The sequence below is a fragment of the Bacillus sp. bc15 genome, assembly GCF_900142585.1.
GTDB classification, from domain to species: domain Bacteria; phylum Bacillota; class Bacilli; order Bacillales; family Bacillaceae_G; genus Bacillus_A; species Bacillus_A cereus.
Genome location: NZ_FRBJ01000008.1, coordinates 145,364 through 159,632, shown reverse-complemented (window position 1 = coordinate 159,632; position 14,269 = coordinate 145,364). Strand labels below are relative to the sequence as shown.

Genomic DNA, 14,269 nt, shown 5'->3' with positions numbered 1-14,269 from the left:
GCGAAAATAAAATGAAAAACTTACAAAGTAAAACAGTATTAAATAATGGTGTAGAAATGCCTTGGTTCGGTTTAGGTGTATTTAAAGTAGAAGAAGGACCAGAACTTGTAGAAGCTGTAAAATCAGCGATTAAAGCAGGATACCGTAGCATCGATACAGCTGCAATTTACGGAAATGAAAAAGCTGTAGGTGAAGGAATCCGTGCAGGTATTGAAGCGACTGGTATTTCAAGAGAAGAATTATTTATCACTTCAAAAGTATGGAACGCAGATCAAGGATATGAAGAAACAATTGCTGCATACGAAGAGAGCTTAAAGAAATTAGAACTAGATTATTTAGACCTATATCTTGTTCACTGGCCTGTAGAAGGAAAATATAAAGATACGTGGAGAGCGCTAGAAACACTTTATAAAGAAGAGCGTGTACGTGCAATTGGTGTAAGTAACTTCCAAATTCATCACTTACAAGATGTAATGAAAGATGCAGAAATTAAGCCAATGATTAACCAAGTAGAATACCACCCTCGTTTAACACAAAAAGAACTACAAGCTTTCTGTAAAGAACAAGGTATTCAAATGGAAGCATGGTCACCACTAATGCAAGGTCAATTATTAGATAATGAAACATTACAAGAAATTGCTGAGAAACATGGTAAAACAACAGCACAAGTAATTTTACGTTGGGATCTTCAAAACGGAGTAATTACAATTCCAAAATCAACGAAAGAACACCGCATTATTGCAAATGCTGATGTATTTAACTTTGAATTAACAAAAGAAGACATGGAAAAAATCGATGCGTTAAACCAAAATCACCGCGTTGGTCCAGATCCTGATAACTTCGATTTCTAAGATTAAAGTAAGAAAGAAAAAAGAGTGCTTTTATGCGCTCTTTTTTTTGCATAAAAATATTTTCTAATTAAATACTACTTAGTATTAAGTTTGTTATTAAGGGGCTGTAAACATGAATATAAAGCAATCGTTCAAACTTTTAGCTATGTTTTTAAGTGTCTTATTTGTATTATTCCCACTTCAAAAAGCATTCGCAGAAGTTATGGATCATACAAAGTATGAAATGAATTGGAGTTATAGTAAGTCAAAGAAGAAACCAATTCGAACAGAACTTATTAAAACGGCAGATGGAAAAATTGCATTTTGCTTAAATGTAGATTTAAAATCTCCGAGTGGTCAAGATTTACCAGAAATGGGTAAAGTGGATATTAATGTGTACCGTGTACTGTTGAATGGATATCCACAAAAGAGCCCACAAGAATTAGGAGTATCTGATTGGAGAGAGGCGCATTACGCAACGCAGCTTGCAGTATGGAATGCGTTAAAACAAATTGATGTTAATGATTTAGATTTCCGAAATAAAAATGTAGAGAAAGTAACAAAAGATATCGTTGCAAAAGCAAATGCTAGCGAAGAGCTACAAGAAATTACGATGAGTGTAACTCCTACAGAAGAACAAGAAGCAGTATTAAAAAATGATTTCTTTGAAACAGGTTTATATACGGTAGAAACAAATGCAAAAAGCGGAACGTATAAAGTGCAAGCAACAGGTGCACCAGCGGGCGTGAAATTTGCAAATGAAAAAGGCGAAACAAAAACAGAATTTAATGTAGGAGAGAAGTTCCGCATTTTAATTCCGAAACAAACGCCAGCTGGTGGATTTAGCTTTAAAGTATCAGGAAATTTAACGAAACTACAAGGAATTGCGCATAAAGGTACACCGACTATTCAAAATGCAGTAGTATTACTTGAGCGTAGTGAAGAAAAAACAAGTCCAGAGTTAGCGGTAAGTTGGAAAAAGGCTGAGGCTCCAAATAAACCAAATAAGCCATATACTCCAAATGAACCGCATAAACCGAATCAATATAAAAGGTAAGGATGAAAGCATTGGTGTTAACCAATGCTTTTTATATATGAGTTTTAAAGTTATATCAAAATAATTATTTACTATATAAAACGCTGTTTTAATGATAGGAAAACTATTTAGAAATAACAAAATATAATAAAATCTAAACGTAACGATTAATAGATTAAATTCACAAAATTGTAACATTATTCTAATTGAAAAGTCTATCAAACAAAGTGTAAAGCGTGTACAATTCATTTGGAAAAACTACCTATAGATGGTCATATATGAAGAAAATGTAAGATGATATTGTTGTTTTTATTTTTAGATGTATAGATGACAAGACTAAAATATATCATTTACTATACCCTTTTTATGTAGAAAGAGAACTCATCACACGAGGAAAGAAGTGAGGAGGATACAGTACATCAAAATTTTATAATATAAGAAAGCGAATACATAGGAAGAAATGCGGTAGCAATTGATATAGGTGCGCGAAGTGTTAGCCTATTCATTACATGTTTTTATAAAAATAATAGGATTTCTTATTAAACGAATATATAGGGTAGTTTCTTTAAATAAAGGAACAGGGGACACAGATTATGTCGAAGAAAAAGACGAGTAGGGTATTAGTAGCTGGTGCTTGTTTAGTTACGTTATTAACGCCATATGGACTTGAAGTACCTAAGGTGTATGCAGAGATGACGATGGAAGATAAGGAGAAAGAGCAAGAAGAGCGAGTGTATCAATTGCTGCCAAAAGGTAATGTAGAAGAGATGCGTGAGTTGCATCAGCGTCGAATGAGTTTTTCTCCTTATGAACCAACGGGCATTTATGTAAAGCCGGGTGAAGAAGTAGTTATTCAAGTAGAAGGGACTCAACAGATTAAAGCTTATATTGGTACATATTCTTATGAAAAAGAAGAACCTAAACAATTCAATTTAAATCCTGGTGAGAATAAAATTTCTTCTTCAAATGGGGGACTATTATACTTTCATAATTATCACAACACAGGAGAAGTAGTCGCTAAAGTGAAAAAAGGTGGTACAACAAATCCTTTATTTATTTTAGGAAAGCATACGACAAAAGATTGGAAACGTATGTTGGCAGAGAATCCTGATCCATATGCAATAGAAATGAAGGGAGAAAATAGTTTATTAACTATGCATCCTGAGACTGTAGCGGAGCATTTAAAACAAGAAGATCCAGCTGCGTTATTAAAGAAACACGATGAAATAATTAATATAGAACATAAGATATCAGGTTTATCAAAAGGTGGTGTGGGTGTTGCGAATCAAGGTAAACATTCCATTCATTTTGTTGAAGACTGGTATACGGACAATTATATGTATGCGACTTATTATCGAACAGCTTATAGTAAAGGGAATTTAGGGCCAGTACTAAATCTAGAAGAGTTAACTAATGATGGATGGGGGCCTTGGCATGAAGTGGGACATCAACATCAACAGAATACTTGGTTATGGGATGGACTTGGAGAAGTAACCGTTAATATTTATTCTTTGGCAGTTCAAACTACATTCGGGCATAAAACAAGGTTAGAGCAAGAGGGGCGCTATGAAGCTGCATTTGCTTATTTAGGTAAACCAGATGCACAAGAAAAGATGGATGTATTTGAGAAATTAGTTATGTTTTGGCAGTTACATTTAGCTTATGGGGAACAATTCTATCCGAATTTACATCAAATGTATCGTTTGTTACATGACACAGAACTGCCTAAATCTGATGAAGAGAAAAAGCAGATGTTTATTTATATGACGTCAAAAGTGGCAGGACAAAATTTAATTCCTTTCTTTGATAAATGGGGATTATTTGCAAATGATGCTACGAGAGAAAAGATTGAAAAATTAAATTTACCAAAATTAGAAAAAGAAATATGGTTATCTACAGATAGCAATCCAATTCGTGAAAAACAAACTGAGTTATATGAAGTTCCATATGGCGAGCCAAATAATGAAAAAATACAAAATGTAGTAATCGGTACTACACATGATGAGAAAAAAGCAAAGGAACTTGTACAGAATTTAGGAGAAGGTGTAAAGACAACAGGTGTGATTATGCAAGATAAGCCTGAAGTTGGAGAAAAAACTTTAAAAGTAGAAATTGTAGATGGAAAAGGAAATAAGAATTTCATTCCAGTTGTAGTGAATGTTGGATATGGGGATAGCCTACTTGTATATGGATTGAAATATACCGGGGAGGGAGACTTGAAGTCAACCGTAACTCTACACCATGGTACAAAAAAATTTAGTGCAACAGATACAAAAAATTTAATTCACGATTATTTTCAAGATGAGAAGTATTTTGAATTTACACTGTACGATAAAGAGGGAAAAAAGAAGAAAAATATAGCGGTAAAAGGGTTGGAGAATACAGAAGCTTTTGCCAAGGAAGTAAATGTATTAGCATTTGAATATGGAGATGTGGTGAAAGTATATCATGCAGAATCTTCACGCTTACATTGGTATCAAAAGGGTTTATATGTGGGAGAAGGAAAAAATAAAGAAATAAAAGAATTATTCTTCAAAATTACTGAAAATGGATTTGAGAGATTAAAAACATTGCAAGAAGTAACAGCAAAGCCACAAACAGTAGTAGTCGGAACAGAAGTAGAAAAGCTAGAAGCGAAAAACTTTGTTGAAGTGAAAGACGGAGAGGTAATTGGCTTTGTAGAAAAGCCAACTACAACGAAAATCGGAAAACAAACAGCCAAAGTAGAAACGAAAGATCGTTTTGGAAATAACCAAGTAACAGAAGTACCATTAGAAGTGGTTTATGGAGATAGCATTGCATATGCAGGATATAACAATGATATTGCTTCAGTGGTAACGTTAAAGCATGATGAGAAGAAATTCCATGTGACTGATATGAATAGCCAGATTCATAAGTATTTTAATAAAGAGCTATACATGGGAATCACGTTATATGATGGAGAAGGAAAAGAGAAAAAACGTGTAACAGCAGAAGGACAAGAAACTTCAAAAAACTTTGCAGAACAAGTGAATGGTACGCAGTTTGAGTATGGAGATGTAGTGAAAGTATTCCATGCAGAACCAGATCGTTTGAAATGGTATCAAAATAATACTCTTACTGGTCAAGGTAAGAAAAAAGGAACAAAAGAACTATTCTTCAAAGTGACAGAAAAAGGTTTCGAGAAAATGGATATGTTGCAAGAAGTAACAGCAGTACCACAAAAAGTAGTTATTGGAACTGACGTTGAAAAATTAGAAGCAAAAGATTTTGTTCAAGTGAAAGATGGAGAAGTAATTGGAGTTGTAGAAAAACCAATTACGACAAAAATCGGTGAACAAAAAGTAAAAGTGGAAACGAAAGATCGCTTTGGTAATAAAAAGGTGACAGAAGTTCCATTAGAAGTGATTTACGGTGATAGTATTATGTTCTTCGGTACAAGTTATGGAGGAACAAATATTAAATCGGTTGTCACGTTAAATCATGAAGAAAAGAAATTCAGTACAACAGATTCAGAAGGTCCAATGCATACTTCATTTGCAGATGAGAAGTATATGGCGATGACTGTATACGATAAAGATGGAAAAGAGAAGAAAACTCTATCAGTAAAAGCATCTGAAAATACAAAAGGATTTGCGGAACAATTCAACGAAATGACGTTTGAATATGGAGATATAGTAAAAGTATATCAAAAAGAGTTTGATAGATTTAAAGTATATAAAAAGAATGAACTAGTGGATACACAGTATGGTGTTCATGAAGTGATCTTTAAAGTGACAGAGCAAGGTTTCGAGAGAATGGAAGCTCAACAAGAAGTAACGGTAGTACCGCAAAAAGTAGTAATTGGGACAGAAGTTGAAAAATTAAATGCAAAAGATTTTGTTCAAGTAAAAGGTGGAGAAGTAATTGGATTTGTAGAAAAACCAATTACGACAAAAATCGGTGAACAAAAAGTAAAAGTGGAAACGAAAGATCGCTTTGGAAATAAGCAAGTGACGGAAGTTCTCCTGGAAGTAACATATGGAGATAGCTTACTTGTATATGGGTTAAGCTATGGTGGTGACGATATGAAATCAATTGTAACGTTACATCATGATGCGAAAAAAATGAGTGCGACGGATACGAGTAATTTGATTCATGATTATTTTGGAGATGAGAAGTATTTTGCATTCACTCTGTACAACAGAGAGGGAAAAGAGAAGAAAAATATAGAGATAAAAGGGCTGGAGAGTACAGAAGCTTTTGCTAAGGAAATAAACGGACTAGCGTTTGAATATGGAGATGTGGTGAAAGTGTATCATGCTGAATCTTCACGCTTACACTGGTACAAAAAAGGTGTATATGCGGGAGAAGGAAAGAATAAAGAGATAAAGGAACTAGTCTTCAAAATTACTGAAAACGGCTTTGAAAGAATGGAAGCTAAGCAAGAAGTAACAACTGTACCGCAAAAAGTAGTAATCGGAACAAACGCTGATAAATTAGATGCAAAAAACTTTGTTCAAGTAAAAGACGGAGAAGTAATTGGTTTTGTAGAAAAACCGGATACAACAAAAATTGGTGAACAAAAAGCAAAAGTAGAAACGAAAGATAGCTTTGGGAATAAGAAAGTGACAGAAGTATCTGTGGAAGTTACATATGGAGATAGCATAGTATATCAAGGTGTGTCGAATGTAACACGTTCAATTGTTACGTTAAACCACGCTGAAAAGAAATTACATGCAACATTTACAAATGAGGAGATTCATTATCGCTTTGTAAATGAGCAGTATATAGGCCTTACGATTTATGATCAAAATGGAAATGAGAAAAAGCATGTAACGGCAGAAGGACAAGAGACTTCAAAGAATTTTGCTGGGCAATTAAATGGAACGGCATTTGAGTATGGAGATGTGTTGAAAGTATATCATGCGGAACCGAGTCGTTTGAATTGGTACAAAAAGAATGAGTTAGTTAAAAAAGAGGATGCGATGAAGGGGCAAGAAATATCCTTTAAGATTACTCAAAATGGATTAGAGCAAGTGCAATAATAAGAAAAAGCTCGTAAAACATAATGTTTTACGAGCTTTTTTTATTATTCAGCTTCAGAAACTACTGTGAAGCGTTCGTTTACGTGTTTTGGGTTTTCGATTTCATCAAGTGCTGCAACTGCGAAGTCTTCGTAACTTACGTAGCTATCACCTTTTGCGTTCACAAGAAGATTGTCTTTGCCAGCTTTGTAAGAACCAGTACGTTTTCCTAATGCAAATAGTGCAGAAGGGCTGATGAATGTCCAAGTAATATCGTTTGTTTGTTGTAAGATTTCTAAGTTTTTACCTTGGTTTTGAGCTGTTGCAAGGTATTCGCCTGGGAAACCTGGTGTCTCAAATACACGTGTTGTTTTCTCTTCGTCTACAAATAAGCTTCCAGCGCCACCAACTACAAGTAATTTTGTATTAGGTGTACCTTTCATAGCTTCAATTAGTACGTTTCCTGCATCTACGTGAAGGTGTTCTTGTCCTGCTGGAGCGCCAAATGCATTTACAACTACGTCGAATGCTTGTAGGTCGTTAGATGTAAGAGAAAATACGTCTTTTTCTAAAACTTTTACGTTTTCTTCTGTAATTTTTGCGGCGTTTCTTACGATTGCAGTTACTTCATGTCCACGATCTAATGCTTCTTTTAAAATACGACTTCCTGCTTTACCAGTTGCTCCGATAATTCCGATTTTCATAATAAATCCCTCCAAAGTGTTTTGTTAAATTGTATATCTGAAAGTGAATGAATGTATTGTAATTAAGTTTGTTACAACCTGTTGTAATCATTATAGTTACAGGTTGGTGTTTTTGTCAATGGGGTAGTTTGTAGATTTATTTTTTGTTTTAGTATGCACAGTTAGAGGGAGGAGAGTCATAAAGATATTGTTACTTCGCGCTTGGCTAATATTTGGAAATTGCAAATTGTCGAAAAATGTTGATTTTTGAATGTTTTTTAAATATAATTCGTTTTATGGAGAAAAGGAGGGGTTAATTGTATGAATATTTTGGAACAATTCGTTTCATCAACGAATACGATTCTTTGGTCATATATTCTTATTGCAATGTTAATTGGTTTAGGGCTTTATTTTTCTATTAAATTAAAATTCGTACAACTTACTCATTTAGGGGAAATGATTCGTTTAATGAGTGATGGACTAACTGGCAAGACACGTAAAAAGGGCAGCGTATCATCGTTCCAAGCATTTTGTATGAGTTCTGCAGCTCGTATTGGTATCGGGAACTTAGCTGGTGTAGCGTTAGCTATTTCTATGGGAGGACCTGGAGCTGTATTTTGGATGTGGGTTATTGCGATTATCGGTGCGTCTTCAAGTTTCGTAGAAAGTACGCTTGCGCAAATTTATAAAATAAAAGATGGCAGTGGCTTCCGCGGTGGTCCTGCTTATTATATGGAAAAAGGTTTAAATAAACGTTGGATGGGGATTTGGTTCTCTGTTCTGATTACAATTAGTTACGGTTTAATTTTCAACTCAGTACAAGCAAATACAGTAACATTAGCGTTTGAAAATGCATTTGGCTTAGAGCGTTATATTGTTGGTATTGTATTAGCTGCATTAGTTGGGGTTATTATTTTTGGTGGTGTAAAAAGTATTGCACGTATGTCGGAAATGATTGTTCCGCCAATGGCGCTTATTTATATTGCAGTAGCTATTTTTGTTGTCATTAAAAACTTCTATTTAATACCAGATGTGTTTACGGAAATCTTTAAAGGTGCATTCGGTCTAGATTCAGCTGTAGGTGGCGGTATCGGTGCTGCGATGAAATATGGTATTCAGCGCGGATTATTTGCGAACGAAGCAGGTATGGGTAGTGCGCCGAACGCGGCGGCAACAGCTGATGTAACGCATCCGGCGAAACAAGGTTTTATTCAAACAATTGGAGTATTAGTAGATACATTCTTAGTATGTACATCAACAGCGTTTATCGTACTATGTTCTGGTGCATATAAAGCAACAAATTTAGAAGGTATTGAATTAACACAAAATGCATTAAGTTCACAAATTGGCCCATGGGCGAGCAGTTTCTTAGCGATTATTATTTTCTTATTTGCATTTAGTTCACTTCTAGGAAACTACTATTATGGTGAAACAAATATTGAATTTATTAAGCAAAGCAAAACGTGGTTAACAATTTACCGTATTGCGGTAGTTGGAATGGTATTATTCGGTTCTGTTGCGACGCTTCAAGTTGTATGGAATATGGCAGACTTATTTATGGGTCTAATGGTAATCACGAACTTAATTGCAATTACACTTCTTGGCCGATTTGCGTATGCAGCATTAGCAGACTATGTAAGGCAAAAGAAACAAGGGAAAGATCCAGTCTTCAGTGCAGATTCTATTCCTGGTTTAACGAATACAGAGTGTTGGGATAAGTCAGCGGTAACAGATAAAGAAAAAGCAGTGTAATTGAAAAGGTGAGCATCGAGGCAAATTCGATGCTCGCCTTTTTTGTTGTAGTAAATAATGAAAAGGGTGAGGGGTAATTATTAATATAACTTTTTTTGTTTGTTTCTCTCGTTATTATGGGGAACGTACTGCTTTAAAAGTATGACTGGTCGAAGAGGATAAGTGATTGAGTATTGGATAAATGCATGTAATAGCTATATTTTTATGAAAAAAAACACGTATGTTAAGATAATTAACATACTCATGTCATAAAACCTTACATAAAGTTCTTGATTACTTAAAGTTTTTAGAATATAATTTTCTTATTGTTAGGAAGAGGGGGCAATACAAATATGGATTTTTTAGCTAGGGTAATTGGGGATGTAAATAATATCCTTTGGTCATATATCATTATTGCGATGTTAATTGGGTTAGGGCTCTATTTTTCATTTCGTGTGAAATTTGTCCAAGTTCGTTACTTCGGTGAAATGATTCGTTTGCTTGGGGATGGAGCAAGCTCGAAAACGAGGAAAGCGCAAAAAGAGAAGAGCGGCGTATCATCATTCCAAGCGTTTTGTATGAGTACAGCTTCTCGTGTAGGTACTGGTAACTTAGCTGGTGTAGCTATTGCGATCTCAGCAGGTGGTCCAGGAGCAGTATTTTGGATGTGGTTAATTGCGGTAATTGGGGGTGCTTCTGCATTTGTAGAGAGCACATTAGCGCAAATTTATAAAGTAAAAGATGGGAATGCATTCCGTGGGGGCCCAGCGTATTATATGGAAAAGGGTTTAAATAAGCGCTGGCTTGGAGCTATTTTCTCTGTATTAATAACAGTAAGTTTCGGATTAATTTTTAACGCTGTACAGTCTAATACTGTAGCAGCTGCTTTTGATGGTGCATTTAAAACAGATAGCAGATTGGTAGGTCTTGTTATGGCTGGTTTACTTGCAGTTATTATTTTCGGTGGGGTAAAACGAATTGCTCGCGCGGTTGAAATGATTGTTCCAGTAATGGCAATTATTTATGTAGCAGTGGCATTATTCGTTGTTGTAACAAACATTACGGCAATCCCATATGTATTTAAAGAAATTTTCTTACATGCTTTCGGAATTAAAGAAGTAGTAGGCGGAGGATTAGGAGCTGCGATTTTATTAGGGGTAAAACGTGGGTTATTCTCAAATGAAGCAGGTATGGGTAGTGCGCCGAACGCAGCAGCGACTGCAAACGTAACGCACCCAGTTAAACAAGGTTTCATTCAAACTTTAGGGGTATTTACTGATACATTATTAATTTGTAGTTGTACAGCATTTATTATTCTTTTATCAGATGTGCATAATGCAGCTGATTTAAATGGAATTCAATTAACGCAGCAGGCGTTAAGTCAACATATCGGTCCATGGGCTTCTATATTTGTGGCAGTTGCGATCTTCTTGTTTGCATTTAGTTCATTAGTAGGTAACTACTACTATGGTGAAACAAATATTGAGTTCTTAAATGGAAGTAAAGTGTTATTAAATGCATACCGCATTGCTGTACTTGGTATGGTTATGCTAGGATCTGTAGCGACAATTCAAATCGTTTGGGATTTAGCAGATTTATTTATGGGAATTATGGCAGTTATTAACTTAGTAGCAATTGTATTCCTTTCTAAGTACGCTTTCGCAGCGTTATCAGATTATATTAAGCAAAAGAAACAAGGGAAAGATCCAGTCTTTTATGCGGAGTCTATTCCAGGTTTGAACAATACAGAGTGTTGGGATAAGCCAGCGGTAGCTGATAAAGAAAAAGCAGTATAATGAGGTGAGCATCAAGTGAAACTTGATGCTCATTTTTTGTTGGTTCAGCTATTTGTGTGAAGTGAAAATCCTGCTCATTAAAGTTTCGCTTTATAATGAAAAAGACGAACATTAATGAATGTTTCATAATAAAATGTATTTTTTTAAGAAAAGTGCGGATATGAGTTGTGATTTGTGTTAGAATGGAAAATGCCTTTGAAATAAGAGGTTTTATGATCTTTCCTATCCGATTGAAGGTTTTGGAGGAGAAATGGAAAGTTCGGATTATTTCTTGTTTCGAATGGTCAGACGTTCAACGTTAATGAAGAGTTAAATGGAGGATTTTATTAATGAAGTTTGTTATGTTCCTTATAGGATTACTCGTTGTATTTGTACTCGGTTTTCTTATAAGTGCCGATCGAAAGAAGATTAAGTATAAACCAATCGCAATTATGCTTATTATTCAGCTAGTATTATCTTATTTCTTATTAAATACACAAGTTGGTTATATTTTAGTAAAAGGAATTTCAGATGGATTTGGCGCACTTCTTGGATATGCGGAAGCTGGAATCGTTTTCGTATTTGGTGGTCTGGTTAATAAAGGAGAGGTTTCATTCTTCTTAACAGCGCTATTACCAATCGTATTCTTTGCGGTTTTAATCGGAATTCTGCAACACTTTAAAATTTTACCGATATTTATTCGTGCTATTGGTACGTTGTTAAGTAAAGTAAATGGTCTAGGAAAACTAGAATCATATAATGCAGTAGCAGCTGCCATTGTTGGACAAGCAGAAGTATTTATTACAGTAAAAGATCAATTAAGTAAAATCCCAAAACATCGTTTATATACATTATGTGCATCTTCAATGTCGACAGTGTCGATGTCAATCGTTGGTTCTTATATGAAAATGATCGAACCGAAATATGTAGTAACAGCACTTGTATTAAATTTATTTAGTGGTTTCATTATCATTCATATTATTAACCCGTACGATATTACAGAAGAAGAAGATACACTGAAATTAGAAAATAAGAAAAAACAATCATTCTTTGAAATGCTGAGCGAGTACATTATGCTTGGTTTCACGATTGCGATTACAGTAGCAGCTATGTTACTCGGTTTCGTAGCATTAATTACAGCAATCAATAGCTTGTTTGATACAATGTTCGGTATTACATTCCAAGCTATTTTAGGATATATTTTCTCACCATTAGCATTCGTAATGGGCATCCCGCAAGCAGAAATGGTAACAGCGGGACAAATTATGGCAACAAAATTAGTATCAAACGAGTTTGTTGCGATGCTTGACCTTGGAAAAGTAGCTGGTGATTTATCGGCTCGTACGGTTGGTATTCTTTCTGTATTCCTTGTATCATTTGCGAACTTCTCATCTATCGGAATTATCGCAGGTGCAACGAAAGGTATCGATGAAAATCAATCAAATGTTGTATCATCATTCGGTTTACGCCTTGTGTACGGTGCGACGTTAGTAAGTATTCTATCAGCGATTATCGTTGGTGTTATGTTATAAAGTGAAACTTTAATTAGTGGGGGGAGCTTTATCCCCCGCTGATTATTAGTTGAACCAATCGGGCTTTTATGGGCAATTAATCACCCATCTAACTTCTTTGTTTTCGCTGAATGTTGAGATGGGGGTCTTACTGCCCGTTAAAGCGGGGTAAAAAAGGGTAGCTCTAGCTCATAGCTAGGGCTATTTTTTTTATGGTAAATTTGCATGAAAAAACCAATTGATTAGGAATATATTAACATATAAAAATCTTTTAAAATTTATATTGCATTTCACCTAGATAACGCTTACAATTTGATTTGTAGGTGGTATCAATTTCAGACTTTCAAGTATGGTAGGAGAGAAGAAGCTACCTTTTATAAATTGCAATTTATGTAAACGCTTACTGATTTTAGATGACAGTTGAATAGTTTTAGGGGTTTAAAATTTTTTTAACAACAATGGTCAGACGTCATTCGTTATACGTTATACGACCAATAATTCGTGGGAGAAGTGGGGGATTCACATATGAAAATAGTAATGTTTCTAGTCGGTTTACTTGTAGTGTTTGTACTAGGTTTCCTTATCAGTTCAGATCGTAAGAAGATTAAATATAAACCAATTGCACTTATGCTTGTTATTCAATTGGTACTTGCGTATTTCTTACTAAATACAAAGGTCGGATTTGTATTAGTAAAAGGGATCGCAGATGGATTTGGTTCTATTTTAAAATTTGCGGAAGCTGGGGTTAATTTCGTATTTGGTGGTCTAGCAAACGATGGACAAGCACCATTCTTCTTAACAGTATTATTACCGATTATTTTCTTAGCAGTATTAATCGGGATCCTGCAACATATTAAAGTTTTACCGATTATCATTCGTGCAGTCGGTTTCCTATTAAGTAAAGTTAACGGTTTAGGAAAACTAGAATCATATAATGCGGTAGCAGCTGCAATCGTTGGTCAAGGGGAAGTATTCATTACAGTAAAAGATCAACTAAGCAAATTACCGAAAAATCGTTTATACACACTTTGTGCATCTTCAATGTCTACAGTATCGATGTCAATTGTCGGTTCTTATATGAAAATGATTGATCCAAAATATGTAGTAACAGCACTTGTATTAAACTTATTTAGTGGATTCATTATTGTTCATATTATTAATCCATATGAAGTAAAAGAAGAAGACGATATTTTAGAATTACAAGAAGACAAGAAACAAACATTCTTTGAGATGTTAGGCGAATATATTATGCTTGGTTTCTCTATCGCTGTAACAGTAGCGGCGATGTTAATCGGTTTCGTAGCATTAATTACAGCAATTAATGGTGTATTCGATTCAATTTTCGGAATCACATTCCAAAGCATTTTAGGATACATCTTCTCACCATTAGCATTCGTAATGGGTATTCCAACATCAGAGATGTTACAAGCAGGACAAATTATGGCAACAAAATTAGTAACGAACGAATTCGTTGCAATGCTTGACCTTGGAAAAGTAGCTGGCGATTTATCAGCTCGTACAGTAGGTATTTTATCTATCTTCCTTGTATCATTTGCGAACTTCTCATCTATCGGAATTATCGCAGGTGCAACGAAGAGTATCGATGGCAAACAAGCAAACGTTGTATCATCATTCGGTTTAAAACTTGTATACGGTGCAACGTTAGTAAGTATATTATCAGCGATTATCGTTGGGGTTATGCTTTAATAAATTAAGAA

Annotated in this window: 8 protein-coding genes; 7 read left to right on the top strand and 1 reads right to left on the bottom strand. The window is 34.9% G+C overall.

Annotated elements, in window-relative coordinates:
* Window positions 1-11 precede the first annotated feature (11 nt).
* From BUA87_RS22725 to BUA87_RS22715, 3 genes are all read left to right on the top strand, one after another.
* Entirely contained in the window at window positions 12-851 is an 840-nt protein-coding gene (locus BUA87_RS22725) for an aldo/keto reductase (protein ID WP_072940894.1), read from the top strand.
* A 112-nt stretch (window positions 852-963) separates the two neighbouring features.
* Window positions 964-1,887, top strand: coding sequence for a thioester domain-containing protein (locus BUA87_RS22720; protein WP_001022533.1), 924 nt, complete (start codon window positions 964-966; stop codon window positions 1,885-1,887).
* A gap of 572 nt (window positions 1,888-2,459) precedes the next feature.
* Entirely contained in the window at window positions 2,460-6,872 is a 4,413-nt protein-coding gene (locus BUA87_RS22715; protein WP_072940890.1) for a putative mucin/carbohydrate-binding domain-containing protein, read from the top strand.
* Window positions 6,873-6,916: 44 nt separating this feature from the next.
* Here the strand turns inward: BUA87_RS22715 and BUA87_RS22710 are convergent, their stop codons facing one another.
* Window positions 6,917-7,555, bottom strand: a complete 639-nt coding sequence (locus tag BUA87_RS22710; protein WP_000689909.1) for an NAD(P)-dependent oxidoreductase — start codon at window positions 7,553-7,555, stop codon at window positions 6,917-6,919.
* A gap of 300 nt (window positions 7,556-7,855) precedes the next feature.
* Here BUA87_RS22710 and BUA87_RS22705 point away from each other — a divergent pair, with 300 nt between their 5' ends.
* The 4 genes from BUA87_RS22705 (at window position 7,856) to BUA87_RS22690 (ending at window position 14,258) form a co-directional block, all read left to right on the top strand.
* Window positions 7,856-9,286 (top strand): alanine/glycine:cation symporter family protein, encoded by a 1,431-nt coding sequence (locus BUA87_RS22705; RefSeq protein WP_001022954.1) that lies wholly within the window; start codon window positions 7,856-7,858, stop codon window positions 9,284-9,286.
* Between the two features lie 332 nt (window positions 9,287-9,618).
* Entirely contained in the window at window positions 9,619-11,061 is a 1,443-nt protein-coding gene (locus BUA87_RS22700; protein ID WP_071714583.1) for an alanine/glycine:cation symporter family protein, read from the top strand.
* Window positions 11,062-11,390: 329 nt separating this feature from the next.
* Window positions 11,391-12,572 carry a NupC/NupG family nucleoside CNT transporter gene (locus BUA87_RS22695; protein ID WP_016513207.1) on the top strand — a complete coding sequence of 394 codons (1,182 nt, stop codon included), beginning with the start codon at window positions 11,391-11,393 and terminating at the stop codon, window positions 12,570-12,572.
* Window positions 12,573-13,076: 504 nt separating this feature from the next.
* Entirely contained in the window at window positions 13,077-14,258 is a 1,182-nt protein-coding gene (locus tag BUA87_RS22690; RefSeq protein ID WP_000706853.1) for a NupC/NupG family nucleoside CNT transporter, read from the top strand.
* Window positions 14,259-14,269 lie beyond the last annotated feature (11 nt).